The 25,797-nt window shown below is 71.3% G+C and carries 24 protein-coding genes and 2 tRNA genes; 21 read left to right on the top strand and 5 right to left on the bottom strand.

The genetic code is table 11. The annotated features are described in order from the left end of the window. Window positions 1–47: 47 nt before the first annotated feature. The 6 genes from proB to ABZ079_RS03195 all read left to right on the top strand — a co-directional run bounded on the left by proB (window position 48) and on the right by ABZ079_RS03195 (window position 6,096). Complete coding sequence (gene proB, locus ABZ079_RS03170; protein WP_356938106.1) at window positions 48–1,154, top strand: glutamate 5-kinase; 1,107 nt, start codon at window positions 48–50, stop codon at window positions 1,152–1,154. Between the two features lie 169 nt (window positions 1,155–1,323). Beyond that, window positions 1,324–1,749: a hypothetical protein gene (locus ABZ079_RS03175; RefSeq protein ID WP_356937670.1), complete on the top strand. Its 426-nt coding sequence runs from the start codon at window positions 1,324–1,326 to the stop codon at window positions 1,747–1,749. Window positions 1,750–1,872: 123 nt separating this feature from the next. Next, entirely contained in the window at window positions 1,873–2,838 is a 966-nt protein-coding gene (locus tag ABZ079_RS03180; protein WP_356937671.1) for a teichoic acid biosynthesis protein C, read from the top strand. Window positions 2,839–2,957: 119 nt separating this feature from the next. Further along, entirely contained in the window at window positions 2,958–4,244 is a 1,287-nt protein-coding gene (locus tag ABZ079_RS03185; RefSeq protein WP_356937672.1) for a glutamate-5-semialdehyde dehydrogenase, read from the top strand. Window positions 4,245–4,339: 95 nt separating this feature from the next. Next, window positions 4,340–4,939 carry a hypothetical protein gene (locus ABZ079_RS03190; RefSeq protein WP_356937673.1) on the top strand — a complete coding sequence of 200 codons (600 nt, stop codon included), beginning with the start codon at window positions 4,340–4,342 and terminating at the stop codon, window positions 4,937–4,939. A gap of 89 nt (window positions 4,940–5,028) precedes the next feature. Continuing rightward, window positions 5,029–6,096: a hypothetical protein gene (locus tag ABZ079_RS03195; RefSeq protein ID WP_356937674.1), complete on the top strand. Its 1,068-nt coding sequence runs from the start codon at window positions 5,029–5,031 to the stop codon at window positions 6,094–6,096. Between the two features lie 31 nt (window positions 6,097–6,127). On the opposite strand, the gene ABZ079_RS03200 is transcribed toward ABZ079_RS03195, so the two are convergent. Beyond that, window positions 6,128–7,222, bottom strand: coding sequence for a M48 family metallopeptidase (locus tag ABZ079_RS03200; RefSeq protein ID WP_356937675.1), 1,095 nt, complete (start codon window positions 7,220–7,222; stop codon window positions 6,128–6,130). A gap of 103 nt (window positions 7,223–7,325) precedes the next feature. Between ABZ079_RS03200 and ABZ079_RS03205 the strand changes: the two genes are divergently transcribed. The 7 genes from ABZ079_RS03205 to ABZ079_RS03235 all read left to right on the top strand — a co-directional run bounded on the left by ABZ079_RS03205 (window position 7,326) and on the right by ABZ079_RS03235 (window position 11,689). Beyond that, window positions 7,326–7,490 carry a hypothetical protein gene (locus ABZ079_RS03205; protein WP_356937676.1) on the top strand — a complete coding sequence of 55 codons (165 nt, stop codon included), beginning with the start codon at window positions 7,326–7,328 and terminating at the stop codon, window positions 7,488–7,490. A 167-nt stretch (window positions 7,491–7,657) separates the two neighbouring features. Next, window positions 7,658–7,822 carry a hypothetical protein gene (locus ABZ079_RS03210; protein WP_356937677.1) on the top strand — a complete coding sequence of 55 codons (165 nt, stop codon included), beginning with the start codon at window positions 7,658–7,660 and terminating at the stop codon, window positions 7,820–7,822. A gap of 56 nt (window positions 7,823–7,878) precedes the next feature. Continuing rightward, the gene (nadD, locus tag ABZ079_RS03215; protein ID WP_356937678.1) at window positions 7,879–8,565 is read left to right on the top strand and encodes a nicotinate-nucleotide adenylyltransferase; all 687 of its coding nucleotides are present in this window, start codon (window positions 7,879–7,881) and stop codon (window positions 8,563–8,565) included. Between the two features lie 16 nt (window positions 8,566–8,581). Next, window positions 8,582–10,300 carry a LytR C-terminal domain-containing protein gene (locus ABZ079_RS03220; protein WP_356937679.1) on the top strand — a complete coding sequence of 573 codons (1,719 nt, stop codon included), beginning with the start codon at window positions 8,582–8,584 and terminating at the stop codon, window positions 10,298–10,300. Window positions 10,301–10,412: 112 nt separating this feature from the next. Then, window positions 10,413–10,859 carry a ribosome silencing factor gene (rsfS, locus tag ABZ079_RS03225; RefSeq protein ID WP_356937680.1) on the top strand — a complete coding sequence of 149 codons (447 nt, stop codon included), beginning with the start codon at window positions 10,413–10,415 and terminating at the stop codon, window positions 10,857–10,859. Then, entirely contained in the window at window positions 10,856–11,524 is a 669-nt protein-coding gene (locus tag ABZ079_RS03230) for a histidine phosphatase family protein (RefSeq protein ID WP_356937681.1), read from the top strand. Before rsfS ends, ABZ079_RS03230 begins: the two co-directional genes overlap by 4 nt. A 92-nt stretch (window positions 11,525–11,616) precedes the next feature. Further along, window positions 11,617–11,689, top strand: a tRNA-Ala gene (locus ABZ079_RS03235). Window positions 11,690–11,767: 78 nt separating this feature from the next. Here the strand turns inward: ABZ079_RS03235 and ABZ079_RS03240 are convergent. Beyond that, window positions 11,768–12,655 carry a helix-turn-helix transcriptional regulator gene (locus ABZ079_RS03240; RefSeq protein ID WP_356937682.1) on the bottom strand — a complete coding sequence of 296 codons (888 nt, stop codon included), beginning with the start codon at window positions 12,653–12,655 and terminating at the stop codon, window positions 11,768–11,770. A gap of 236 nt (window positions 12,656–12,891) precedes the next feature. Here ABZ079_RS03240 and ABZ079_RS03245 point away from each other — a divergent pair, with 236 nt between their 5' ends. From ABZ079_RS03245 to ABZ079_RS03255, 3 genes are all read left to right on the top strand, one after another. Further along, window positions 12,892–14,268 (top strand): MFS transporter, encoded by a 1,377-nt coding sequence (locus ABZ079_RS03245; RefSeq protein ID WP_356938107.1) that lies wholly within the window; start codon window positions 12,892–12,894, stop codon window positions 14,266–14,268. A gap of 69 nt (window positions 14,269–14,337) precedes the next feature. Then, complete coding sequence (locus tag ABZ079_RS03250) at window positions 14,338–14,511, top strand: hypothetical protein (RefSeq protein ID WP_356937683.1); 174 nt, start codon at window positions 14,338–14,340, stop codon at window positions 14,509–14,511. A 3-nt stretch (window positions 14,512–14,514) separates the two neighbouring features. After that, complete coding sequence (locus tag ABZ079_RS03255) at window positions 14,515–14,748, top strand: hypothetical protein (protein ID WP_006136074.1); 234 nt, start codon at window positions 14,515–14,517, stop codon at window positions 14,746–14,748. Here ABZ079_RS03255 and ABZ079_RS03260 read toward each other — a convergent pair. Continuing rightward, window positions 14,738–15,949, bottom strand: a complete 1,212-nt coding sequence (locus tag ABZ079_RS03260) for a glycosyltransferase 87 family protein (RefSeq protein ID WP_356937684.1) — start codon at window positions 15,947–15,949, stop codon at window positions 14,738–14,740. The two genes, ABZ079_RS03255 and ABZ079_RS03260, sit on opposite strands and share 11 nt — an antisense overlap. A 140-nt stretch (window positions 15,950–16,089) precedes the next feature. On the opposite strand from ABZ079_RS03260, the gene ABZ079_RS03265 reads away from it, so the two are divergent. Next, a tRNA-Ala gene (locus ABZ079_RS03265) sits at window positions 16,090–16,162 on the top strand. A gap of 119 nt (window positions 16,163–16,281) precedes the next feature. Here the strand turns inward: ABZ079_RS03265 and ABZ079_RS03270 are convergent. Both ABZ079_RS03270 and ABZ079_RS03275 read right to left on the bottom strand, forming a co-directional pair. Further along, window positions 16,282–17,892: an NADH-ubiquinone oxidoreductase-F iron-sulfur binding region domain-containing protein gene (locus ABZ079_RS03270; protein ID WP_356937685.1), complete on the bottom strand. Its 1,611-nt coding sequence runs from the start codon at window positions 17,890–17,892 to the stop codon at window positions 16,282–16,284. Further along, window positions 17,889–19,178, bottom strand: coding sequence for a cytochrome b/b6 domain-containing protein (locus tag ABZ079_RS03275; RefSeq protein WP_356937686.1), 1,290 nt, complete (start codon window positions 19,176–19,178; stop codon window positions 17,889–17,891). The genes ABZ079_RS03270 and ABZ079_RS03275 overlap by 4 nt, the downstream gene beginning before the upstream one ends. A gap of 401 nt (window positions 19,179–19,579) precedes the next feature. Between ABZ079_RS03275 and leuS the strand changes: the two genes are divergently transcribed. The 4 genes from leuS to ABZ079_RS03295 all read left to right on the top strand — a co-directional run bounded on the left by leuS (window position 19,580) and on the right by ABZ079_RS03295 (window position 25,519). Further along, entirely contained in the window at window positions 19,580–22,516 is a 2,937-nt protein-coding gene (gene leuS / locus ABZ079_RS03280) for a leucine--tRNA ligase (protein WP_356937687.1), read from the top strand. A 141-nt stretch (window positions 22,517–22,657) separates the two neighbouring features. Further along, window positions 22,658–23,395 (top strand): hypothetical protein, encoded by a 738-nt coding sequence (locus ABZ079_RS03285; RefSeq protein WP_356937688.1) that lies wholly within the window; start codon window positions 22,658–22,660, stop codon window positions 23,393–23,395. 68 nt (window positions 23,396–23,463) lie between these two features. Beyond that, on the top strand, window positions 23,464–24,309 hold the full coding sequence (locus tag ABZ079_RS03290) for a DegV family protein (protein ID WP_356937689.1): 846 nt from the start codon (window positions 23,464–23,466) through the stop codon (window positions 24,307–24,309). Between the two features lie 124 nt (window positions 24,310–24,433). Then, a complete protein-coding gene (locus ABZ079_RS03295; protein WP_356937690.1) occupies window positions 24,434–25,519 on the top strand; it encodes a ComEA family DNA-binding protein in 1,086 nt (361 codons plus the stop codon). Window positions 25,520–25,797 lie beyond the last annotated feature (278 nt).

Below are 25,797 nucleotides of genomic sequence, written 5' to 3' on the forward strand. Positions count from 1 at the left end.
GCGAGCGAAGGGGACGAGGACCGCAGGTGGCAAGGGCAAGGCAGGCCGTGGGTGAGGCCCGCAGGATCGTCGTCAAGGTGGGGTCCTCCTCCCTGACCACCGCCGCCGGAGGCCTCGACGCCGACCGCGTCGACGCGCTCGTCGACGTGCTGGCCAAGAGCCGCAGCGGGGGAGAGAAGGAGGTCGTTCTCGTCTCCTCCGGTGCCATCGCCGCCGGTCTCGCCCCGCTGGGTCTGCGCCGTCGCCCCAAGGATCTCGCCCGGCAGCAGGCCGCCGCCAGCGTCGGCCAGGGACTGCTCGTCGCCCGCTACACCGCGTCCTTCGCCCGGTACGGCGTCCGCGTCGGCCAGGTGCTGCTCACCAGTGACGACATGAGCCGGCGCGCCCACCACCGCAACGCCTCCCGCACCCTCGACAAGCTGCTCGCGATGGGTGCCCTCCCGATCGTCAACGAGAACGACACCGTCGCCACCGACGAGATCCGCTTCGGCGACAACGACCGTCTCGCCGCCCTCGTCGCCCACCTCGTCCACGCCGACCTGCTGGTCCTCCTCTCCGACGTCGACGGCGTCTACGACGGCGACCCCGGCAAGCCCGGCACCTCACGGATAGCGGAGGTACGGGGCCCCGAGGACCTCGCCGGCGTCGAGATCGGCAGCGCGGGCAAGGCCGGCGTGGGCACCGGCGGCATGGTCACCAAGGTCGAGGCCGCCCGCATCGCGGCCGCCGCCGGTATCCCGGTGGTGCTGACCAGCGCCGTCCACGCTGCCGAGGCGCTCGCCGGCGGTGACACCGGCACCTATTTCCACCCCACCGCCAAGCGCTCCGCCGACCGGCTCCTCTGGCTCCAGCACGCCTCCACCCCGCAGGGCGCGCTGACGCTGGACGACGGCGCTGTGGACGCGGTCGTGAAACGCCGCACGTCGCTGCTGCCCGCCGGAATCGCCGCCGTGGAGGGCGAGTTCAGCGCCGGCGACCCCGTCGAACTGCGGGACGCGACGGGCCGCGCGGTGGCCAGGGGGATCGTCAACTTCGACGCCAAGGAGATCCCCCGGCTGATCGGGCGTTCGACCCGGGAGCTGGCGCGCGAGCTGGGCCCGGCGTACGAACGCGAGGTCGTACACCGGGACGACCTGGTGCTCCTGCACGTGTAACCCTTGCGGAACCGCTCGTAAAACGGGGCGTAAGGACCGCCCCCGGTGGGGGACGTTCCGTAAAACCACCACGCGGAGCCCGGCGGCCTGCTCAACTTTGTCTCGTGGACATGTTGAAGGGGCACGTTCCGTCAAGGGGCCATGCGAGGCATGCGTGAAGGAGGCCGTCGTGAGACGAGTGCGCCCTGGGGCGGCGTCCCGCGGTGCTCTGACGAGCGTCGCGGCCGGGGACACCTACGAGGATCCCAAGGACCTGCCCCGCCTGTGGCATGTCACCCTCAGCGTCTCCGGTGAGAAGGTCCCGCTGCCGGAACTGCGGCGAGCCCTGGAACAGCTCGCCAACGACCACCCCTTCCTGCTGACCAGCCGATACGCGACGGACCACGCGGAGATCCGCTACTGGGAAGAAGCCCGCGACCTGCACGACGCCGCCGCCGTGGCGCTGCGCCTGTGGGGCGAGCACAGGCAGAGCGCCGGACTGCCGGCCTGGGAGATCGTCGGCCTGGAGGTCATCGACCGGGAGACGTACCACCAGCGCATCGCCGAGGGGTACGGCCCGGCCCCCGCCACCCCCGTCGGTGTCCACCCCTTCTGACCTCCTTCCGCTCCCGCGGCGGGCCCCGGGCCCCGCGTCTGGCCCCGCCGGCCCTGCCGGTAGGTTCGGCTGGACGCATGTGGATCATGTGTCCAGCCGAACCACCGCCACACAAGGGGGACCATGCAGCAGCACACCATCGGACGCCGGGGAATCCTGCGGGCCGCGGGCGGTCTGGGGATCGCCGCGCTCGGCGTGGGGGCCACCTCGGGCACGGCGTCCGCCGCCATCGCCGGCTCGCCGCGCTTCGATCTCACCGCGCCCTCCTACGACCTGTTCCGCAACCGGCGGCTGCACGACGACACCGTGCAGCAGGGCTTCGCCTTCGACAGCGTCAACAAGCGCCTGTTCGTCGCGCAGCGACGCAACGGCAGCGGCGAGACCTCCGGCGACCTCTGCATCACCGAACTGGACCTCGCCGGCAACTACGTCTCCGCCATGCACCTGAAGGGCTTCGGCCACGGCGTCTCCTTCGGTGTCGAGCCGCGGGGCCGCGACAGCTGGCTGTGGACAGAGGTGGACGCGAACAAGCACGGTTACGGCACCCGGCTCGGCCGCTTCAAGTTCGTGCGGGGCGGCACGCTCTCCCACACCTCCTCCGCGATCAGGAAGTACCGCCCGGTGGCGAGCGCCGTGGAGTTCACCTGCTCCATCGACCACGTGCACGGCATCATGCTCGTCCGCCACCACAAGAACGGCGCCAAGTACCTCGCCGCCTACCGCATGAGCCAGGCCACCGCCGGTGACTTCAGCGAGCCGGTGGCGTACCTCAAGCAGCCTTCGATCCCGGGCACCGCGCAGGGATACACCTCCTACGGCCGCTACATGTACTACCTGACGGGCAACTCCTACTCCGCGCACAACCCCCGGCCCGGAAACACCCGCCTCACCTGCGTCGACCTGAATTCGGGCGCCGTCAAGCAGGGGCCCGTCCTCACCAAGGCGGGCGAGAGTCTCTCCTTCCGCGAGCCGGAGGGCCTGGCCGTCCACCGCACGGACTCGGGCCAGGCCCGCCTCTTCCTCGGCTTCGCCTCCGGCACCGGGGGCGACCGCCGCTCCAACCTCTTCTACAAGAAGGCCCTGGTCTGATCGCCCTGTGAGGCCGCAGCCGCCGGTGACGCCCCTGGGAGCGCATGGCCCGGGGGCGTGCCGTCTCGGCTTACGGGACGATTGCCGCGCCCCGCCTCCGGGCGCACTACCCTGCGTGTATGACCACGCTCTCGCCCTACGACTCGATGTCCCCGGTCACCCAGGCCGCCTACCGGGCCAAGGCCGCCGCCGCCGACCTCGCGCCGCTGCCGCGTGCCGTCAAGGACGACGCGCTGCTCGCCATCGCCGACGCCCTGGAGGTCCGGACCGCCGAGATCGTCGAGGCCAATGCCAGGGACGTGGCCAAGGCCCGGGAGAACGGCACCAGCGAGGCCATCGTCGACCGGCTCACCCTCACCCCCGAGCGGGTCCGCGCCATCGCCTCCGACGTCCGGGACGTCGCGAAGCTGCCCGACCCGGTCGGCGAGGTCGTCCGCGGCTCCACCCTCCCCAACGGCATCGACCTGCGCCAGGTCCGCGTCCCGCTCGGCGTCGTCGGCATCATCTACGAGGCCCGCCCCAACGTCACCGTCGACGCCGCCGCCCTCTGCCTCAAGTCCGGCAACGCCGTCCTGCTGCGTGGCTCCGCCTCCGCCTACGAGTCCAACACCGCCCTGGTCCGGGTGATCCGGGACGCCGTCGGCGGTGCCGGGCTGCCCGCCGACGCCGTCCAACTGGTGCCCGGTGAGAGCCGCGAGTCCGTGCGCGAGCTGATGCGCGCCCGCGGCCTGGTCGACGTCCTCATCCCGCGCGGCGGCGCCTCCCTGATCCAGACCGTGGTGAACGAGTCCATCGTCCCCGTCATCGAGACCGGCACGGGCAACTGCCACGTCTACGTCGACGCCCAGGCCGACATCGACACGGCGATCGAGATCCTGATCAACTCCAAGGCCCAGCGGGTCAGCGTCTGCAACGCCGCCGAGACCCTCCTGGTCCACCAGGACATCGCCGCCGCGTTCCTGCCGCGCGCCCTGGACGCCCTCGCCGAGGCCGGTGTCACCGTCCACGCTGACGAGCGGGTCATGGCCCACGCCAAGGAGTCCAAGGCCACCGTGGTCGAGGCGACCCCCGAGGACTGGGAGACCGAGTACCTCTCCCACGACATCGCCGCCGCCGTCGTCGACTCCCTGGACCGGGCCGTCGAGCACATCCGGCTGTGGACCTCCGGGCACACCGAGGCGATCGTCACCACCTCCCAGCAGGCCGCCCGCCGCTTCACCCAGCTGGTCGACTCCACCACCGTCGCCGTCAACGCCTCCACCCGCTTCACCGACGGCGGCCAGTTCGGCTTCGGCGCGGAGATCGGCATCTCCACCCAGAAGCTGCACGCCCGGGGGCCCATGGGCCTGCCGGAGCTGACCAGCACCAAGTACATCGTCACCGGCGACGGCCACATCCGCCGCTGAGGTCCACCTTTCCGGCCGCGCCGCACCGGGAACGCCCTCGGCGCGGCCGAAAGGCGTCTCATCAGGCGGATGAATTTGCGTACCGTCTGCCCAAATTGACCCCCCAGGACTACTCTGGATCCGTGCCGGAGGACGTGGGGGGCACGCCGTTCCCTGACGGCTGGGAGCCCGACGACGACCACGACCATGGGGTGTCGGACGAAGAGTTCGCCTCCGTGGTCTTCGACGAGGCCTTCATACAGGCGGCCCCGGTCCATGAGCCGACCGCCGTCGAACGCCTCCTGGCCGCCGCGCAGGCCAGAGCCGAGGCCTCCGAGGCGGAGGCCCGCCGCGCCCACGCCAGAGGCGACCGCTACGACGACGCCTACGGCCCCGAGGGGACCGGATCCGGTCAAGATCGGGACGATGCCGAACCGGACGCCACCTACGTCCTCGGCGACCACCACGGCCTCTTCGGCCCCTACGGCAAGCAGATCCGCTGGCATCGCCCCGTGGCCTGGGTGCTCGCCGTCGTGATGGGCATCGGCATGGTCGCCCTGGCCTTCGCCGCGGTCTACCGGGGAGCCTCCTCAGGCACCCGCGACCGGGTGCCCGCGCCCGCTTCGACCGGCCTGGAACAGGGGAGCGCGGCCGCTCCGTCCGTCTCCGCCGACTACTCCCGGCCGGCTGCCCCGGTCATCCCGCGCTCCCCCTGAGCGCGGCCGCCCGCGCCGGGTGAGAACCTGTCAGAACTTGTCCCGTAGCAGGGCGTTTACCCAAGGCCCCCGAGACCTACCCTGAAAGTATGGGCGGGCCTGGAGACCCACCGGAGGGGACACCCGAGGGCGGCCCCGGCGGTGCAGAGGACGAGTACCGATCCGTCGTGTTCGACGAATCGTTCGTCCGTGCTGCCCGCCTCCAGGAGTACTCGGCCCAGGAGCGGATGGCCGATCGCGCTCCCGCCGTACGCCGCCGGCCGCCCCTGCACCGCGGTCTCACCCGGCAGGTGCTGATCCTCGCCATGCTGATCGCCGTCGCCTTCGGTACAGCGATCTACATGGGCGTCCGCCACCCCTACAGCTCCCCGCAGGTCCGGCGGCTCATCGAGCCCCTGCGGATGACGGTCATCCCGCTCGCCCCGCAGGGCAAGGTGCCCGGTGCCGCCGACGCCGAGAGCCTGTTCGCGCACAGCCCCGCCGCCCAGTTCGAGATCGGTGCCGAGGGCATACCGCTGCCGGCCTCCCACAGCACCGCCCACTTCTCCCACAGCCAGGTCGTGGCCGCGCTCAGCACCGCCAAGAACTACGTCGTCCGCTCCTCGCTCTACCCCGAGGTGCTGACCGGCCGCCAGGTCGGCCCCGCCCGGTCCCTCCTCGACCCCGACCAGCTCGACCAGTTCGACCAGAGCCTCGACCACCCGGCGGCGGACGGCCGGCACGCCCCCACCGGCTGGCTGGTCCGCCTCGACCCCTCCCTCGCTCAGCTGGCCGACGACAAGATCCGCGTCCGGGGCAGCCTCCAGGCCACCGAGAGCGACTCGGCCACCCTGGAGATCACCGCCGACCACACCTTCGTCTACGCCCTGCGCCCCACCGGCGCCGCCGATGCGCCCGTGTCCCTCTTCACGGTTCGCCGGGAGGTGACCTTCCGCTTCCACCGCGACGACCTGCGCACCCACCAGGTCCAGCTCGTCACGTCCTCCGTCCAGGCAGGCCCGCTGTCCTGCGCCGAGGACGCCAGCGCCTACCTCCACCCCCTCCTGGCCGGCCAGACGGCCAAGCCGGGCGGCCCCGCGGGCACCAACCCCTACGCGCCGGACAACACCCCGGCCCTGTGCGGCACGCTGGCCACCGGAGCCCAGCCGAGAGGGTGAGCGGTGCCGAACGGGCAGGGCCTCCCGGCGGCTACTCCCCGTCCCCTCGCGGAGTGTCCGCGGGACCGCCGTCGGCCGGCGGCGGGCTCCTGAAGCCGTCGAAGCCGCGCCGGACCCGGCCTCCCAGGTCGCCCGCACCGCCCGCGAGGTCCGTGACCAGCTTCATCAGCGGGTCCTTGGAGCCCTTCACATCGCTGGCGTAGCTGGCCGCGGACTCACGGAAGGAGTCGCTGACGGAGGTGTCGTTGTCCCCGCTGCGCCGCGGGTAGTGGCCGTCCATGATCCGCTGGTGGTCCCGGGACTCGGCCCACTTCTTGAGCTCGGCCGCCCGCACGGTGGTGAACGGGTGTGAGCGGGGGAGCACGTTCAGGATCTTCAGCACCGAGTCGCGCAGGTCGCCCCCGGAGTCGTACTCCTCGGCCTGCTCCAGGAACGCGTCCACGTTCATCTCGTGCAGATGGTTGCCGCCCGCGATCTTCATCAGGCCCCGCATCGAGGCCCGGACGTCCTGGCCCACCAGCAGCCCCGCCCGGTCGGCGGACAGCTCCGACTTGCGGAACCACTCCCTGAGCGCCGTGACGATCGCCATGATCGCCAGGTTGCCCAGCGGGATCCAGGCGACCTTCAGCGCGAGACTGGTCAGGAACAGCAGGATCGTGCGGTACACCGAGTGCCCGGACAGCGCGTGTCCCACCTCGTGCCCGACGACCGCCCGCATCTCCTCCTCGTCGAGCAGCTCGACGAGCCCGGTCGTGACCACGATGATCGGCTCGTCCAGGCCGATGCACATGGCGTTCGGCTGCGGGTCCTGCGTGACGTACATCGGCGGGACCTTCTCCAGGTCCAGGATGTAACAGGCGTCCAGCAGCATGTCGTGCAGGTGCGAGAACTGCCGCTCGGAGACCCGCACCGAGTCGGACAGGAACAACAGCCTCAGGCTCCGCTCCGGCAGCAGCCCGCTGAGCGCCTTGAAGACCGTGTCGAACCCGCTCAGCTTGCGCAGCGCGACCAGGGCCGACCGGTCGGCGGGGTGCTCGTACGCACGCGAGGAGATCCCCGGAAAGCGCCTGCGCTGCCTGCTGGGCACGCGCTCGTGCCCGGTCTGCTGATGGCCGTCGTCGGACATGTCTTCCCCCATGTACGTGTGAGTGCCCACTGTGCCCCCGAGGCGGGGCCCAGCCTAAGCGGAGATACCGTGGACGGGCAGTACTGCCGAAGGAGTCCACGTCATGGAGCACCACCTCGCAGCCGCACGGCTGACCGAGGCCGCAGCGAGCGCCGTCCAGCAGCACGGATCGGGCAATCTGCTCCGCATCGTCCTCATCGTGATGGTCCTGGGCTGTGTACTGACCGCCTGGTTCCTGCTGCGCGGCTACAAGCGAAAGGACGACTGACAGGCGGCGGAAGTTCCCCGCCGGCAGGCGGTGAACGTTCCCGCCCGCGGGCGCCCTCCGGTCGCCGCCCGTCACCGACGGCGGAGTCGGCGTGATCGCCGCGCGGCCGCCCGCTTACCATGAGCCGACATCTTTATCCCGCCCACACGCGATAGGTCCTGCCGAAGATGAGCTTCCACAGCGTCGCAGCCCAGTTGGTCACCCTTGCCGCCGAGGGCGAGGAGCACGGCGGAAACCACAACAGCCTGAACCCGGCCGTCACCGGCGGCGGCGCCCTGATCATCCTGCTCCTGCTGCTGTGGATCACCACGCGCTTCAACCGCGACCGCTGAGCGGGAAGCCCGTCCCCGGCCGGACGCCCGAGGCCGGGCCGGTAGGGTCTGCACGCATGGGAGAGCAGGACATGCCTACCGGTCCGGCGCACGAGACCGCCGATGACACGGTGAAGCACCCGCAGAACCGGCCGGGCGACGGACCCGTCCACACGGGCAAGCGGCGCCTGGGCGTCATGGGCGGGACCTTCGACCCGATCCACCACGGGCACCTCGTGGCGGCCAGCGAGGTCGCCGCGCAGTTCCAGCTGGACGAGGTGGTGTTCGTGCCCACCGGCCAGCCGTGGCAGAAGTCCCACCGCAAGGTCTCCCCGGCCGAGGACCGCTACCTGATGACGGTCATCGCGACCGCCGAGAACCCCCAGTTCTCCGTCAGCCGCATCGACATCGACCGCGGCGGACCCACCTACACCGTGGACACCCTGCGTGACCTGCGCGCCCTCAACCCCGACACCGACCTGTTCTTCATCACCGGTGCCGACGCCCTCGCCCAGCTGCTGACCTGGCGCGACTCGAGGGAGCTGTTCTCCCTCGCGCACTTCATCGGCGTGACCCGCCCCGGCCACCACCTGAGCAACCCGGGCCTGCCGGAAGGTGGTGTCTCGCTCGTCGAGGTGCCGGCACTGGCCATCTCCTCCACGGACTGCCGTGCGAGAGTCGCCAAGGGAGACCCCATCTGGTACATGGTGCCGGACGGAGTCGTGCGCTACATCGACAAGCGCGAGCTGTACCGCGGCGAGTGAGCCGAGAGGGGCACCGGTGAACGACCGATACGACGCGGGGGACGCCAGCTACGGCGCGGGCCCGTACGAAGTCGTCGGCTACGACGAGTACGGCCGGCCCGTGTACCGGCATGTCCCGGCCCAGCAGTCCCCGCAGGCGGCCTACGACCCGTACGCCCAGCAGCAGGGCGGCTACGGCTACGAGCCGTACGCCACCGGCCGGCAGTCACCGGTGTCCTCCTACGGCTCCGCCCAGCAGCCGCCCGCCTACGACCCCTACGGCTCCCAGGCCCCGTACGACCCCTACGGCACCGGCGCCCACGACACCGCCTCCTACGACCCCTACGGGCAGGCCGCGAGCAGCGGGCAGCAGCCCCGGGTCGCCGAACAGACCGCCTACATCCCGCAGCAGGCCGGCCCGGCGGAGGACACGCACGCCCCGGAGGAGCCCGAGCGGCAGAGTGACTCGGGCGAACCGGACCACGGCACCGAGCAGTTCGCGTTCGTCGAGGAGCCGGACGGCGACTCCGAGGACGTCATCGACTGGCTGAAGTTCACCGAGAACCGCACCGAGCGCCGCGAGGAGGCCCGCCGCCGAGCCCGCAGCCGGATCGTCGCCCTCGTCGTCGTGTTCGCCCTCGTCGCCGTCGGCGGTGCCGGCTACCTCTGGTACGCCGGGAAACTGCCCGGTCTGTCCTCCTCCGGCGCCAAGAGCGGCACGGGCACGCCCGTCGCCGCCCAGAAACGCGACGTGATCGTCGTTCACCTGCACAACACCGGCAAGGGCGGCACCTCCACGGTGCTGCTGGTCGACAACACCACCACCCGGCAGGGCACCACCGTCCTGCTGCCCAACTCCCTCGCGCTGGCCGGGGACGACGGCTCCGCCACCACCCTCGCCAAGTCGGTCGACGTCGACGGTTCCTCCGGCACCCGCGACCAGCTCGACACCGTCCTCGGCACCGACATCCAGGGCACCTGGCGCCTCGACACCCCCTACCTGCAGAACCTCGTCGATCTCGTCGGCAGCATCGATGTCGACACCGACACCGACGTGCCGGACCCGGACACCAGGAAGAAGGGCACCGCGCCCCTCGTCCACAGGGGCACCGGCCAGACCCTCAGCGGCAAGATGGCCGTCGCCTACGCCACCTACCGCGCCGCCGGCGAGTCCCAGAACGCCCAGCTGGAGCGCTTCGGCCAGGTCATGCAGGGCGTCCTGCGCAAGATGTCCTCCGAACCGTCCTCGGCCACCACCACCGTCCAGACCCTGGCGCAGATCCTCGACCCGCCGCTCACCGACAAGGACCTCGGCGCCTTCCTCGCCAAGCTCGCCGACCTCGCCAAGGACGGCGACTACAAGACCGCCCTGCTGCCCGTTCAGGCCGACGGCACGCTGAGCGCCAAGACCAGCGACAGCGTGGTCAAGGACATCCTCGGTGGCGCCGCCAAGAGCCCCGAGGCCGGCTCCGCGGTCCGGGTCTCCGTCCAGAACGCCACCGGCGTGAAGGACGACTCCGAGAAGGCTCGCGTGGCGCTCCTCAACGGCGGCTTCACCTTCCTGGAGGGCGGCAGCGCCTCCGGCACCCAGGCCGCCTCCAAGGTGAGCTACGCGGACGCCTCCCACAAGGCCGACGCCACGGAGGTCGCCAAGACCCTCGGCCTGTCCGCCGGCTCCGTGACCAAGGGCAGCGTCTCCTCAGGCGCCGACGTCTCGGTCGTCCTCGGAGCCGACTACGAGCCCGCCGCCTCCTGAAGGCGGAGCGACGACGGCCGGGGCACCCGACGTGATGCCGTCATCACGTCGGGTGCCCCGCGCGGTCCGTGAGACCCTTGAGGTCCAGTGACCGCCGACGGAAAGCCATGTAGTGACCGCCACCGACCGTTCCCTTGAGCTCATCAACAGCGCCGCCCAGGCGGCCGCCGACAAGCTCGCCCACGACGTCATCGCCTACGACGTCAGCGACGTGCTGTCGATCACGGACGCCTTCCTGCTGGCATCCGCGCCGAACGACCGCCAGGTCAAGGCCATCGTCGACGAGATCGAGGAGCGCCTGCTGAAGGAACTCGACGCCAAGCCGGTACGCCGCGAGGGTGACCGCGAGTCCCGCTGGATCCTGCTCGACTACGTCGACATCGTCGTCCACGTCCAGCACAGCGAGGAGCGCGTCTTCTACGCCCTGGAGCGGCTGTGGAAGGACTGCCCCGAGCTGGAGCTGCCCGCCGACGCCAAGGCCACCCGTGGCAAGGCCGAGGAGCACGCCAAGCTGCAGGCCGCCGAGGCCGACCGGGAGCCGGGCGGGGAGTGGCGATGAGCGTCACCGGTGAGGTGAGCGACCCCAGGGTCCGCGGCCGCCGCGTCATCCTGTGGCGGCACGGCCAGACCTCGTGGAACGTGGAGCGCCGCTTCCAGGGCAGCACGGACGTCGAGCTGACCGAGACCGGCATCGGCCAGGCCCGCCGCGCCGCCCGGCTGCTCGCCTCCCTGGGACCCCACGCGATCATCTCCTCGGACCTGCAGCGGGCCGCGAACACGGCCGCCGAGCTGGCCGCCCTCACCGGTCTCGACGTCACCCAGGACGAGGGCCTGCGGGAGACCTACGCGGGCGTCTGGCAGGGTCTGACGCACGAGGAGATCATCGCCCGCCACGGCGAGGAGTACGCCGCCTGGAAGCGTGGTGAGCCGGTCCGCCGCGGCGGCGGCGAACTGGAGACCGAGGTCGCAGACCGCGCCGCCCCCGTCGTGCTGCGGCACGCCGAGAAGCTTCCCGAGGACGGCACCCTGGTCGTCGTCAGCCACGGCGGCACCATCCGCACCACCATCGGCCGCCTCCTCGGCCTGGAGCCCCGGCACTGGGAGAGCCTCGGCGGCCTCTCCAACTGCTGCTGGTCCGTGCTCGGCGAGGGCGCCCGCGGCTGGCGCCTGCTCGAGCACAACGCGGGCACCCTCCCGGAGCCCGTCCTCGGCGACGACGACTGAGCGTCCCGAGACCCCGGGCCCCGGATTTCACTTTCCGGCAGGTCACAGGCTAAAGTTCTTCTTGTTCGCCCCGCCGAGCGGGAAGAACACCAGGGGCTATAGCTCAGTTGGTAGAGCGCCTGCATGGCATGCAGGAGGTCAGGAGTTCAATTCTCCTTAGCTCCACTGGTCGACACTCTGTTGAGTTGTCAAAGATCGGTGATGAGGATCCCGTCCCCTTCAAGGGGGCGGGATTTCTTGTGTTCAGGCCCGGATCATCGCGTCGGCCACCATGTCCCTCGGCGGCCACACCGGCCGTCTGTGCTCCCTCAGCACCACGACCTTCCGGTGCGCCGCGTCGTCCGCCGGTCTGTAGACCACGATCCGGCACTCGGGCATCCCGTCGACGGACAGCGACTGGGAGGTCATCCGCATCTCGCCCACCGCCTCGTGCCGGAAGGTCTTCACCCGGGGCCCCGGAGGCGTCACCTCGCCGCTCGCCCACAACTCGGCGAAGTACGGGCTGGCCGCGCACAGCGCGCGTATGTACTCCTCCCACGCCGGCTCTCCCACGTGTCTGCCGTACGAGGACCGCAGCGTCGCCACCATCACCGGCAGCTCGCGTTCCCGGTGCACCATCGGGCAGGTGTCCTCCGGCATGGTGAAAAGCGTCCACAGCACGTTGGGCACGCCTGTCGCGCGGGTCTCGGGCACCACGAACAGATCACGGTAGGCCGGGTTCGTGGCCAGAACGTCGTACCGTGCGTTGTAGACCACCGCCAACAGAGGGTCCAGGGCGTCGATGATGGCCTGCACCTCCGGTCCGACCTGCCGGATCAAGCCCTCCGCGTCCGGCTCGAACGGCACCTCCGCCAGCCGGTACAGGTGCTCCCGCTCCGGCGGATCCAGTCGAAGCGTCCGCGCGACCGCGTCCAGCACCTGCGGCGAGGCGTTGATCGGCCGGCCCTGCTCAAGCCACGTGTACCAGGTCACGCCCACCCCGGAGAGCTGGGCGACCTCCTCCCGGCGCAGCCCGGGCGTGCGCCGCCGCAGCCCCGGCGGCATGCCCACGTCGGCCGGGGTCACCCGGGCCCGCCTGCTGCGCAGAAAGGCCGCCAGCTCCGGCCTGCGGCGTTGTGCCGTCGTCCCCATTCCCATGCCCCCCGTCGTCCCATCCCATCGTCGGCACCCGGGCCGCGTGCTGCCAGGTGCTGTCAGTACCAGCATCGGCGGGCACTCGGCACCCGTACCGGCTCGCCGCCAGGCTCGACGCCATGACGACGACACCTCGAACCGGGCCGAGTCCCGCGCCCGCTCCGATCCTTGCGACCAGTGAACCAGCCACCACGGACAGTGAAACATCCGCCACTGACAACCGGTCCCGGCTGCTGCTCTGGGTCCTCCTGTCCGCCCTGTTCATGGCGGCCCTCGATGTCTTCATCGTGAACGTCGCCGCCCCCACCATCGGTTCCGAGCTCCACGCCTCGGGTGCCGACCTGCAACTGGTGATCGCCGGCTACGCCATCTCCTACTCCGTCCTGCTGATCACCGGCGCGCGGCTCGGCGAGCGGCTCGGCCACGGCCGGGTCCACCTCGCCGGACTCGTCCTGTTCACCGCGGCCTCGCTCGCCTGTGGTCTGGCGCGGGGAGCGACCGGGCTGATCGTGTTCCGGCTGGTGCAGGGCGCCGGCGCTGCGCTGGCGATACCGCAGGTGCTCAGCCTGATCCAGCGCACTTTCACCGGCGAGGCACGGGCGCGGGCGCTGGGGGCCTACTCGGCGGTCCTCGCCGTCGGTGCGGCGGCCGGGCAGATCGTGGGCGGGGTGGTGGTCAGCGCCGACCTGTTCGGCACCGGCTGGCGACCGGTGTTCCTGGTCAACGTGCCGGTGGGCGTGCTCCTGCTGGTGCTGGGCAGGCGGGTCCTGCCCCTGGGGCGCGAGACAGGACCCGAGCGGGCACGCGCCCTCGACCTGCCGGGACTGGTGCTGCTCGGCGCGTCCGTGTCCCTGCTGACCGTGCCGCTCGTGCTCGGGCAGGAGGAGAACTGGCCGCTGTGGTCCTGGCTGTCGCTGGCCGCCGCCTTGGTGCTGTTCGCGGCGTTCTGCGGTTACGAGTCCCGGCTGGCCCGGCGTGGCGGCGCCCCGTTGATCGCACCGCGGGTCCTGCGTCATCCGGGGATCGGTCTGGCCGTGTTCCGCATCCTGGCCGTCATGTCGGTCAACGCCGGATTCCTCTTCGCGCTGACCCTGCACGTCCAGGGCGGTCTCGGCCACAGCGCCCTGCGGGCCGGGCTGGGTTTCGCGCCGACCGCGGTCGTCTTCGGGGCCGTCAGCGTGACCTGGCGGAGGTGGCCCGCGGCCTGGCAGCGGGCGCTCACCCCGGCCGGCTTCGCGCTCACGGCGGTGTCGGCGGCCGTCGTGGGCCTGGCCTTCCACGGCGGCGGCGACGGGGGAGTGCTGCTGTACCCGGGCTATGTCGGCATGGGCGGCGGGCTCGCGCTCGCCTTCAGCCCGACGCTGACCGGAGCGCTGGCCACCGTGCGGCCCGAGGACGCGGCGGACGCCGGCGGGCTGCTGGCCACGGTCGCCCAGCTCGGTCAGCTGATCGGGGTGGCCGCGTTCGGCACACTGTTCCTGAACCGGCTTGAGTCACTCGGGGCCCTGCGGTCGTATACCTCCGCGGAGGCGTTCTCGCTGTGTGCCTGGGCGCTGGCCGGAACGGCCATGGTGGGTGCTGTGTCCGGACTGGTACTGAGGCGTCGCTGACCGTATTGCTCCGGCCGTGGCAGAATCAAACGGCCGGAAGGGGGCGCGACCCGACGGGAGGGAGTAGCGATGCCTGCGAGCATCCTTGAGGAGGTCGGCCACCTCCTCGGTGCGGCGTTGATACGGGACACGACCCCCCGGCTCAGCTGCCCTTCCTGCGGTTCCGCGCACGTGGCCCAGGTACTCGGCGACAACGGCGGAATCTCCTACGTGTGCACGGCCTGCGGCCACAGCTGGAGCTGATCGATGGGTGCACACAGGCGAAAGTGCGACTGGTGCGGCAGTGGTACGCCGATCGTCCGTGACATGGAGCCGATCAATCCCGACTACCAGTACTGGTGCGAGGAATGCGCGCGGGCGCTGATCATAAAAGGCGATCCGATCGAGACGTACCGGGAACTGGAGGGCGAGCCGATCTACGGCCGTCTCCTCGAGGAGCACTGCACGCTCAAGAGGTTCTATTCCTTCGTCACGGCTTGACGCGGACCACACCCGGGCCGGGCCTCGGCAACGATGTCCACGCCAGCACGAGGAAGAGCGCACCGGCTCCCCCGTAGAGGGCCGAAAGCGTCAACTCCACGCTGCCCTGGTGCATTTCGGGGCGCCCGGCGCCGTGGGGAACCCACCATGGCGTGTACGAGCAGAACACCAGCAGCGAGCCCAGGGCCGCCGCCCTGTGCCCGCGTGTCCACAGCAGCAGGACCAGTGGCACGCACCACACCCAGTGGTGCGTCCAGGACACCGGGCTGATCAGCAGCGCGGTGACCGCGCAGGCGCACACCGCCCAGGGCCGCCGTCCGCGCAACTCCGCCGCCACCGCCACCGCGAGGCCCATCGCGGCCGTCACGGCCGCAAGGACGGCCCAGAGCGCTCCCGGGTCCGGTGTGTGCAGAAGGCGGGCCAGAACGCCGCGCAGGGCCTGATTGGCGGTGTCCTCGGCGTGTCCGACCCGGCCCGCGCGGAAGGCCATGTCCGTCCAGAACCGCCAGGAGTCGTACGGAAGGGCGGCCGCAGCCAGCAGCGTCGCCCCGGCGAACGCGACGGCGGCCCCGCGAGCGTGCCGCAGCCATGGCCCTCCGTCCCTGCCGCCGAGCCGGGCCGCGACGCCCGTGACGAGCAGGAACACCGGGAACAGCGCGGGTGTCAGCTTCACCGCGGCAGCCAGCCCCAGACCCACACCGGCCCAGCGATCGCGGCGGCCGGTGGGGCGGCGTGGCAGGTCCCACAGCACCAGGACGGCCAGCAGCAGATTGACCTGCCCATAGCGCAGGGTCGTCCACACCGGCTCGCACCACACCGCCGGTGCCGCGACCCACCAGACGGTCTCCACGCGCGTGTGGCCTACGAGTTTCAGCGACAGCCGCACGAACGCCACCAGCAGAGCGAGGTTGCCTGCCGTCGCCAGCGTGCGCAGGGGAGCGGTGTCCAGCAGGGACAACGGTGTGAACAGCAGGGCCGCGAACGGCGGATAGGTGGTGGGCAGGTGCGCGGCCGTCGCCCGCAGCGCGTAGAGGTCGCCGCCGGCCCGCACGGTGGCGCCCTCGGCCCGGTAGACCATCAGGTCGATCATCGACACGTGCGCGGCCCGCTGCGCGACCCAGAAGGCCGTGAACGACACCAGGCACACGCTCAGGGCGACCGGCACCCGGCGGGCTGCTGCGGAGAACGCGATCACCCTCACGAAAGCCGACATTAGCGCCCGAATGAGAGCAGAGCGGAAACCGATTTGGTACTGCACCCCCCGGACCGTGTAATGTTGGCGTCGCCGCCGGGGAAACCGGGCGGCACGGTCGAATACGCGGCTCCGCCGCAAGACCGCAAGGGGCTATAGCTCAGTTGGTAGAGCGCTTGCATGGCATGCAAGAGGTCAGGAGTTCAATTCTCCTTAGCTCCACAGAAGTCGAAGGCGGACCATCCCTACGGATGGTCCGCCTTCGGCGTGTTCCGGAACGGAACGAAACACCCGAACGGCAGCGGCGGGTCACCCGGCTCGGATGACCCGCCGTTCTCGGTTCAGCGGCCGAGAGCGCGCCGGCCGCGGCCCTGGGAGAGGACCGGCAGGTTGCGTGACGGCGCCTGCCCGCGGGTGTCCTCCTCGATGCGCAGGGCGAGCGCCGGGCAGCGGCGCACGGCGCGCAGCGCCTTCGCCTCCGCATAGCGCGGCACCTGCGCCTGCGCCACGGTCGGGAAACCGTCCGCGCCCAGTTCGAAGACCTCCGGGAGGATGTCGGCGCACAGGCCGTGGCCCCGGCACAGCGTCCAGTCGACGTAGATCTTCTGGCGGCTGGCGCCGGTCTCCTCGGGCTCTCCGCCGCCCGAGATGCCCGCAAGGGCCCTGCCCCCCTCGAAGAGCGGCAGAACGCCCTCCACGGGTCGTCCGCAGCCGTTTCCGAGGACGTGGGCGGCCAGGTCGTCGGTGAACGCCTTGATGGTCGATTCCAGGAACATCGCCGAACCGTCCGGGTGCGAACACGCCCCGCGCCGCTTGACGTTCTTCGCGACCTGCTTCAGCGCCTCCAGGGCGGCCGGTCCGCCGCCGTTCAGGATGTCCTCCAGGCCCCGCGCGGCGGCGGGCAGTCCGAGGTAGCAGGGGCCGCACTGGCCGGCGCTCTCCTCGGCCAGCCACTGCGCCACCCGCAGCGACTCGCCCAGCGGGCAGGTCTCCTGGGTGATCGGCAGGATCGCACCGGCACCCAGCGAACCGCCCACCGCGTCCAGCGAATTGCGGGAGACGATCGCCTCGTTGACGGTCGCCGCGTCGATCCACTTGCCGTGGTAGCCGCCGGTCAGCACGCCCTGTGGCACCGGCGGGGCCCCGGCCAGCTGGAGCACATAGCGCAGCGGCACGCCCGTCGGGACCTCGAGCACCATCGGGCGGGCCACCGCGCCGGAGACCGTCAGCATGACGGTCCCCGGCTCGTCGTACAGGCCGGTGTTGCCGTAGCGCTCGGGGCCGATGCGGGCGGCGATGGCCAGCTGCGCGAACGTCTCCGCGTTCGACAGCAGTGTGGGTGCGCCGCCGACGCCGCTCTGCGAGGCACTGATCTTGCGGCCGGGCGGGATCGCCGGGCCGCCGTCGATCGAGCGGATCAGCGAGGCGGCGGCACCGGTGACCATGCGCACCGGATTGCGCTGCACCCAGGCGCGTAGCGCCGATCTACGGCTGTTGCTCAGACCCCGTTCGGCGAGCGCGGCCTCCATGGAGCGTTGCGTGGACTCCCGCGTGACACCGATCACGAGCGTGCGCGCACCGAGCGCCTCGGCGCACAGCAGCGCGCCGTCCAGGATGAGGTGCGGGGCACGGTTGATGAGCACCGTGTCCTTGCGGCAGGCGGGTTCGTCCTCGCTGCCGTTGACCACGACGACCGGCCGCACCCCGCGCTTGATCGCCGACTCGGCGACCGAGCGCAGTTTCCTGTGGAAGGGGAATCCCGCACCGCCCCGGCCCTTGAGGTTGATGCGTTCGGCGAGCTGCGCGAGCTGTTCGCCGCCCAGCGGGTCGAGCGGCCCGTGCACCTTCAGGTGCATGGGCAGGTCGAGCCGTTCCACAAGGTCGAAGCCCGACGTGAGCTGCGGAAGTCCGACTACGCGGACTTCGGGGACGTCGGGCAGGGCCTCGTTCACCTATAGCCTCCGGAAGGCATGTTCCAAGGTTCGCCCGAACCCGGCGCGTCGTAGGAGGCGCCGGGGGTTGGTTCAGTGGCGGGACCGCTGTTGAACGTGTCACTCGGGTTGTACGTGCCGTAGAAGCCGTTTGTCTCACCGGTGTCGTACACGTCACTCCCGCCGTATCCGGTCGTGCCCGGATTGCCGTAGACCGGGATGGTGTATCCGGTGTCCTGGAGCGGGTCGTACGCGGACGGCGGGGCCTCGCCGACCGGCGGCGGGGACGGGATCGGCCAGCTGCCCGAGGTGCTGGAGGGGCCGTCCACGTGCGGGATGGCCTCCGTGGGCTGGAGGTCCAGCGGCAGGTCCATGCGCGCGGTCTGGCCGGCCGCGAACGGCTGCTGAGACCGGCCCGGTGTGGACACCGCGCGGTAGGCGGCAGCGAAGCCGGACGCGGGCTCCGCGGCGGGGGCGGGGGACTGGTACAGGGGTGCGGAGGAGAAAGCCGTCGAGCCGGCGGGCGACGGCTTCGGCTCCCAGCGGCCCTCGTAGCCCGGCAGGGCCGAGTCGGCCACCCGGGAACGGCTCGCGTCCAGCTCCTCGAGGCCCGGCCGCTCCGAGCTGCCGAACAGCGCCACCAGCCGGTCGGCGACCTTGCGCTTGACCGGGCGCGGGGCGGCGCGCAGTGCGAGGGCGCCCATCACGCCGAGCAAGGACAGGCTGTACAGGATCACGAAGATCGGCTTGGCCGCGCGACCCGCGTAGAGCCCGTGGATCAGCGCCGCACACCAGGCCGGGTAGGCCAGCATGTGCATGGCCCGCCAGCGGGCGGCGACCGGGGCCGGGGTGGCGAAATTGCTGCGCAGGGCGCCGGTGACGCCCACGAAGATCATCAGCAGGCCCGCCAGCGAGCCCAGGCCGATCAGGCCGGCGACTCCGGTGACACCGAGCGAGAACGGGATGATCGCCGCGATCAGCTGCGTGTGGCCGAGCGCGACCTTCGTGGTGATGTGGAGCAGCAGGAACGCGATGGAGGCGACCGCGGTCGACCGGTGCACCGCCTGGCCGATGATCCGCTGCCGCGTGTTCAGGAAGATCCGGTCCTGGGCGAACAGGCCCCAGATCACCGAGCAGCTCAGCGAGACGAGGGACAGCACGCCCGCGCCGAAGTTCAGGAACTCGCGGAACTGGCTGCCTCCGACCAGCACGACCACGGGTATGAGCAGCAGGACGACAGCGGACGCCATCCCATAGGCCGAGCGGCCCGGCTTGGGGAGCGAGCTGGTACTACGACGAGGGTTCATGGGGGCAACTCCGAGCAGTTCCGGGAAAGCGGTCCCGCTGCCGAACTCTAAGTGGCGCCATACCGATCAGTACGGGGTTTGAGTTATTGCGTTGTTATCAACGGACAATGTGACTTGAGCGATGTCCCTTGGTGGACGGTACGCGAAGTGATCGTTGACCTTGATTCAGCTCCGGGCATGGTTCCTGGCATGTCCACCACTCATACGCAAGCGCGTCGCGGCTTGCTCAAGCGCTGCGGTACCCTAACGCCATGCGTGCCGTACGCCTTCTGCTTAGCGGGCCGCGCTGAAGTACCGACCCCCGGTCCAGCCGTGAGGTCGGCATCGGCGCGGCGTCCCCTCCTGTGTGAGGGGATTTTTCGTTTCCGCAGGCAGAGACGATCGATGGAGCTTTGAGGATCATGAGCGAGACGAACCCCGCTGCCGCCGCTGCTACGTCGGCGGAGGCCGCGCCGCACCGCTACACGGCCGCCATGGCAGCCGAGATCGAGGCACGCTGGCAGGACGCCTGGGACGCCGACGGCACCTATGCGGCGCCGAACCCCACGGGTGACCTGGCCGGCGATCCGGAGCTGGTCGCCAGGCCCAAGAAGTTCATCATGGACATGTTCCCGTACCCCTCCGGTGCGGGCCTGCACGTCGGCCACCCGCTGGGCTACATCGCCACCGACGTCTACGCCCGGTTCCAGCGCATGACCGGCCACAACGTCCTGCACACCCTGGGCTTCGACGCCTTCGGCCTGCCCGCCGAGCAGTACGCCGTGCAGACCGGCACGCACCCACGTGTGTCCACCGAGGCCAACATCGAGAACATGAAAGCCCAGCTGCGCCGGCTGGGCCTGGGCCACGACAAGCGCCGGTCCTTCGCCACGATCGACCCGGACTACTACAAGTGGACCCAGTGGATCTTCCTGCAGATCTTCAACTCCTGGTACGACGAGAAGGCGCAGAAGGCCCGCCCGATCTCCGAGCTGATCGCCCGGTTCGAGTCCGGTGAGCGGCCGATCCCGGGGACCACGCGCGCGTGGAGTGAGCTGAGCGGCACCGAGCGCGCCGACATCCTGGGCGAGTACCGCCTGGCCTACGCCTCCGACGCGCCGGTCAACTGGTGCCCCGGTCTGGGCACCGTACTGGCCAACGAGGAGGTCACCGCCGACGGCCGCTCCGAGCGCGGCAACTTCCCCGTCTTCAAGGCCAAGCTGCGCCAGTGGAACATGCGCATCACCGCCTACGCCGACCGGCTGCTGGAGGACCTGGAGGAGCTGGACTGGCCCGAGGCCATCAAGCTGCAGCAGCGCAACTGGATCGGCCGCAGCGAGGGCGCCCGCGTCGACTTCCCGATCGACGGCGAGCACATCACGATCTTCACCACCCGCCAGGACACCCTGTTCGGCGCGACCTACATGGTGCTGGCGCCCGAGCACCCGCTGGTCGAGAAGTTCACCCCCGAGGCGTGGCCCGAGGGCACGCACGAGGTGTGGACCGGCGGCCACGCCACCCCGGCCGAGGCCGTCGCCGCCTACCGCGCGCAGGCCGCCTCGAAGTCCGACGTCGAGCGCCAGGCCGAGGCCAAGGACAAGACCGGCGTCTTCACCGGTGCCTTCGCGACCAACCCGGTCAACGGCGAGCAGGTCCCCGTCTTCATCGCCGACTACGTCCTGATGGGCTACGGCACCGGCGCGATCATGGCCGTCCCCGCCCACGACACCCGCGACTTCGCCTTCGCGCGCGCCTTCGAGCTGCCGATCCGCTGCGTGGTCGAGCCGGCCGACGGCCGTGGCACGGACACCTCCACCTGGGACGACGCCTTCGTGTCGCACGACGCGAAGATCGTCAACTCGCACGGCGAGGACGTCTCCCTGGACGGCCTGGGTGTGGTCGAGGCCAAAGCCCGCATCACCGAGTGGCTGCAGGCCAAGGGCATCGGCGAGGGCACCGTCAACTTCCGGCTGCGTGACTGGCTGTTCAGCCGCCAGCGCTACTGGGGCGAGCCCTTCCCGATCGTCTACGACGAGGACGGCGTCGCCCACGCGCTGCCCGAGTCGATGCTGCCGCTGGAGCTGCCGGAGGTCGAGGACTACAGCCCGCGCACCTTCGACCCGGACGACGCCGACACACAGCCCGAGACGCCGCTGTCGCGCAATGAGGAGTGGGTCAACGTCACCCTGGACCTGGGCGACGGGCCGAAGAAGTACCGCCGCGAGACCAACACCATGCCCAACTGGGCCGGTTCCTGCTGGTACGAATTCCGCTACCTGGACCCGCACAACGACCAGAAGCTGGTCGACCCCGAGATCGAGCAGTACTGGATGGGCCCGCGCGAGGGCCAGCCGCACGGCGGTGTCGACCTGTACGTCGGCGGCGCCGAGCACGCCGTCCTGCACCTGCTGTACGCGCGCTTCTGGTCCAAGGTCCTGTACGACCTGGGCCACGTCTCCTCCGCGGAGCCGTTCCACAAGCTGTTCAACCAGGGCATGATCCAGGCGTACGTCTACCGCGACAGCCGCGGTATCGCGGTGCCGGCCGCCGAGGTGGAGGAGCGCGACGGCGCCTACTACCACCAGGGCGAGAAGGTCAGCCGCCTGCTGGGCAAGATGGGCAAGTCCCTGAAGAACGCGGTGACGCCGGACGAGATCGCCGCCGAGTACGGTGCCGACACGCTGCGCCTGTACGAGATGGCCATGGGCCCGCTGGACGTCTCCCGCCCGTGGGACACGCGCGCGGTGGTCGGCCAGTTCCGTCTGCTGCAGCGGCTGTGGCGCAACATCGTCGACGAGAACACCGGCGAGGTCACCGTCAGCGACGCCGAGCCGGACGAGGAGACGCTGCGCGCCCTGCACAAGGCGATCGACGGCGTCCGCCAGGACCTGGAGGGCCTGCGGTTCAACACCGCCATCGCCAAGGTCACCGAGCTGAACAACCACCTGACCAAGGCCTATGGTGGCGGCGGGGCCGCAGGCACCTCAGCTGAGGGTGGCGGCGGGCGACGGGCGGGCGCGGTGCCGCGGTCCGTCGCCGCGCCGCTGGTGCTGCTGATCGCGCCGCTGGCCCCGCACATCGCCGAGGAGCTGTGGCGCAAGCTGGGCCACACCGACTCGGTCGTCCACCAGGACTTCCCGGTCGCCGACCCGCGGTACGTGGTGGACGAGACCGTGACCTGCGTCGTGCAGATCAAGGGCAAGGTCAAGGCCCGCCTGGAGGTGCCGCCGGCCATCTCCGAGGAGGAGCTGGAGAAGGTGGCGCTGTCCGACGAGAAGGTCGTCGCGGCACTGGACGGCGCGGGCATCCGCAAGGTGATCGTGCGGGCGCCGAAGCTGGTGAACATCGTTCCGGCGTGACGGCCGGGCACCGGCTGGATCCGGCGTCGGGGTAGTCCCCTACGGGCAGGTTCGGGGTTCTTCCGGAACTCCGGGCCTGCCCGCTGCGTTTACCGTGGAGAGCACAGCGGCTTGTGCCGTGCCGGTCGGAGGAGGAGCGTCGTGGAAGCAGTGATCGCCGTGTTCGCCCTGCTCTTCCTGCTCTTCATCGGCCTGGGCGCCTACGCCACGGTCAAGGCGGTCGCCGCCGCCAAGCGCGGGGTGGACCGGACGATCGCACAGGCCCGCCGCACGGTGGAGGACCACACGCTGCGCGCCAAGTCCTTCGCCCCGATCGGCCCGGCAGGCGAGGTCGCCCAACTGCGGCTCGCACTGCGCACCTCCATGCGCGCCACGCAGGACGCGCTGTACGCGGGCGCGGCCGAGGACGAGTCGCTCAAGGAGTCCCTCGGCCTGTTCGAGCGGCTCAGTGCGCACGGCCACGAGCTGGACGCGGACCTCAAGCGCCTGGAGTCCGAGCCGGACCGGTCCGCGCTCGCCGCGCGCCTGCCCGAGCTGCGCAGCCGCACCGAGCGCATCACCAACTCGGCCGACTCGCTGCGCTGGGCCGTCCGCGACCGGGCGCACCGCTTCGCCGACGAGGATCTGGGTTCGCTCAGCGCCCAGATAGACATCGAAGCGGACGCCCTGCGCCACTGGACGCGTACCGAGAACACCCAGACACCCCCGCGGTGGCCGGACGCCCCTCCCGCCGCCGACGGTTCGGCGGCGCGGCAGACGGGGCAGCAGACACCCGGCTCGCGCGCGGCCGAGGAACCGGCTCCCCACGCCATCACCTCACCGCCCCCGCGCCCCGCGTTCTTCTGGCAGAAGAAGCCTCGCCCCGAGAGCACCACCTGACCGAGGGCCGCTCCGGCCGGCAGGGGCCGGGCTGCCGCGCGAGCGCTACGCCAGGTAACCTCCAGCTCATGTCCCGCCATGTCGCGATCGTTACCGATTCAACGGCCTACCTGCCGCCACGGACGATGGAGCGCCACGGCATCACAGCGGTACCCCTGACCGTGGTCCTCGGCGACCAGGCGCTCGAAGAGGGCACAGAGATCTCGACCCGCTCCCTGGCCCAGGCACTGCAGAAGCGGCGTTCCGTCACCACCTCCCGGCCCAGCCCCCAGGTCTTCGCGGAGACCTACCGCAGGATCGCCGAGTCCGGCGCGACCGGCATCGTCTCCCTGCACCTGTCCGCGGAGCTGTCCGGCACCTACGACGCGGCGGTCCTCGCGGCGCGCGAGGCACCGGTGCCCGTGCGGGTGGTGGACACCGGGATGGTCGCGATGGCCCTCGGCTTCTGCGCGCTCGCCGCTGCCGAGGTGGCGGGGGCCGGCGGCACGGTGGACGAGGCCGTCGCAGCCGCCGAGAAACGGGCGGCGGGCACGTCCGCCTATTTCTACGTCGACACCCTCGACTATCTGCGCCGCGGCGGCCGCATCGGGGCCGCGCAGGCTCTCCTCGGCTCCGCACTCGCCGTCAAGCCCCTGCTGCAGCTGAACGGCGGCCGCATCGAGCTGCTCGAGAAGGTCCGTACGGCGTCCAAGGCGATCGCCCGGCTGGAGGAGATCGCCGCCGAGCGGGCGGGCAGCGCGGAGGTCGACATCGCCGTCCACCACCTCGCCGCCGCCGACCGGGCCGCCGCACTCGCCGACCGGCTGCGGGTACGGGTGCCGGGGCTGGCCGATCTGCATGTCAGTGAGATCGGAGCGGTGATCGGGGCGCACACGGGACCCGGGCTGCTGGGAGCGGTGGTCTCGCCCCGCTGACGGCGCCCGGACTTCCTCGTCCTGCTTCACTCGTGCGGGTGGCGAAGTTTTCCACAACCGGGCGGTTTCCCCCCGGAATCGACCATGATCACCGCGAGTCGGCGGGATGTTCCATCCTCGTCGCATGGCACTTCGATCACGTTCACGCACAGCCACTCCGACCAGCGGCCCCGGCCGCGGCCCCGCCTCCGACGGCCGCATCCGCAACCGCCGCGGCACCGACCACCGCCGCGCCCGTCACCGCCCGCCCGCACCCGCGGAGGAGCTGCGCCGCCGGGCGGAACTCCTCTTCGGTGAACGAGCCGTGCGCCGACGGGAATCGGGAAACGGACCGCCGGACGGGGACCGGCCCGCGAGCACGGCGACGGCGACGGTTACGGGCCCGGCCCCCGGGCTGAGCCCGGCGCGGACGGCAGCTGCGGACGCACCAGGACTGATGGTGACCGCTGAGCCCGAACCGGCCGGATCCATGGCGCCGTCGGAGCCGGACGCACCCGTCGCGCCGGACTGGCGGGAGCGGGCCGGGCTGGCGCTGCGCGAGCGGATGCCGGTGTGGTTGCAGGCGCGGTGCGGGGTGGAGCGGCGGGGGGTCGTGGCACTCGCCGTGGTGCTCGTGGCCGCCGCCGTGTTCGCCGTGCAGCACTTCTGGACCGGCCGCACCCAGTCCGTGCGCGCCCCTCAAGTGGTGCGCGCCGAGGCGTCCTACGCCCATCCGCACGAAGACGCGAAGGGTGGCGCCGCCGTGGGCGCCTCGGCGGCACCGGGCGGGGTGATCGTCGTGGACGTCAGCGGCAAGGTACGGAAACCGGGCATCCGGCGGTTGCCGGCCGGTTCCCGGGTGGCCGACGCGCTGCGGGCCGCGGGCGGCGTCCGGCCCGGCGTGAGCACCGAGGGCCTCAACCGGGCCCGCTTCCTTGCCGACGGCGAACAGGTCGTCGTCGGCACATCCGCCGGGGCGCCGGCTCCGCCCGGCCCGGTGGGCGAAGTGGCCTCCGTACCGGCGGGCACGGCCCCAACGGCCCCGGTCTCCCTCAACACGGCCACCGCGGACCAGCTCGACACCCTGCCCGGAGTCGGCCCGGTACTGGCCCAGCACATCATCGACTACCGCACCCGGCACGGCGGTTTCCGCTCGGTGGACGAACTGCGCGAGGTGAACGGCATCGGCGACCGCCGCTTCACCGACCTCCGGAACCTGGTACGGCCATGAGCCGCGCGCTCGACGAAGTCACCCCCGGTTCCGGGCCGCAGGAGCGCGTGAGTACGCGCGCGGACCGGGCGGGCCCCATGGACCTGCGCCTGGTCCCGCCCACCCTCGCGGCGTGGGCCACGGCGGCCCTGACACTGGACGCATCAGCGCGCTGGAGCGCCGGGATCGCGGTCGTCTGCTTGACCGGCGGGCTCTTCCTGCTGTCGGTGCGGTGGTCGGGACGGGGTGCGCGGGCGGCTCGGGGCCTACGGGCCGCAGGGGGCGGAGAGTTACCGCAG

Origin of the sequence: Streptomyces sp. NPDC006314, assembly GCF_040613075.1 — a bacterium.
Taxonomy (GTDB): Bacteria; Actinomycetota; Actinomycetes; order Streptomycetales; family Streptomycetaceae; genus Streptomyces.

What these genes read in the sequence shown, in the direction of transcription:
- ABZ079_RS03255 (WP_006136074.1), top strand. Translation starts at nt 14,515, where the DNA reads ATGGGTGCACACAGGCGAAAGTGCGACTGGTGCGGCAGTGGTACGCCG.
- ABZ079_RS03205 (WP_356937676.1), top strand. Translation starts at nt 7,326, where the DNA reads ATGGAGCACCACCTCGCAGCCGCACGGCTGACCGAGGCCGCAGCGAGC.
- ABZ079_RS03290 (WP_356937689.1), top strand. Translation starts at nt 23,464, where the DNA reads ATGTCCCGCCATGTCGCGATCGTTACCGATTCAACGGCCTACCTGCCG.
- ABZ079_RS03210 (WP_356937677.1), top strand. Translation starts at nt 7,658, where the DNA reads ATGAGCTTCCACAGCGTCGCAGCCCAGTTGGTCACCCTTGCCGCCGAG.
- ABZ079_RS03230 (WP_356937681.1), top strand. Translation starts at nt 10,856, where the DNA reads ATGAGCGTCACCGGTGAGGTGAGCGACCCCAGGGTCCGCGGCCGCCGC.
- ABZ079_RS03240 (WP_356937682.1), bottom strand. Translation starts at nt 12,655, where the DNA reads ATGGGGACGACGGCACAACGCCGCAGGCCGGAGCTGGCGGCCTTTCTG.
- ABZ079_RS03180 (WP_356937671.1), top strand. Translation starts at nt 1,873, where the DNA reads ATGCAGCAGCACACCATCGGACGCCGGGGAATCCTGCGGGCCGCGGGC.
- ABZ079_RS03195 (WP_356937674.1), top strand. Translation starts at nt 5,029, where the DNA reads ATGGGCGGGCCTGGAGACCCACCGGAGGGGACACCCGAGGGCGGCCCC.
- leuS (WP_356937687.1), top strand. Translation starts at nt 19,580, where the DNA reads ATGAGCGAGACGAACCCCGCTGCCGCCGCTGCTACGTCGGCGGAGGCC.
- nadD (WP_356937678.1), top strand. Translation starts at nt 7,879, where the DNA reads ATGGGAGAGCAGGACATGCCTACCGGTCCGGCGCACGAGACCGCCGAT.
- ABZ079_RS03185 (WP_356937672.1), top strand. Translation starts at nt 2,958, where the DNA reads ATGACCACGCTCTCGCCCTACGACTCGATGTCCCCGGTCACCCAGGCC.
- ABZ079_RS03200 (WP_356937675.1), bottom strand. Translation starts at nt 7,222, where the DNA reads ATGTCCGACGACGGCCATCAGCAGACCGGGCACGAGCGCGTGCCCAGC.
- ABZ079_RS03295 (WP_356937690.1), top strand. Translation starts at nt 24,434, where the DNA reads ATGGCACTTCGATCACGTTCACGCACAGCCACTCCGACCAGCGGCCCC.
- ABZ079_RS03250 (WP_356937683.1), top strand. Translation starts at nt 14,338, where the DNA reads ATGCCTGCGAGCATCCTTGAGGAGGTCGGCCACCTCCTCGGTGCGGCG.
- ABZ079_RS03275 (WP_356937686.1), bottom strand. Translation starts at nt 19,178, where the DNA reads ATGAACCCTCGTCGTAGTACCAGCTCGCTCCCCAAGCCGGGCCGCTCG.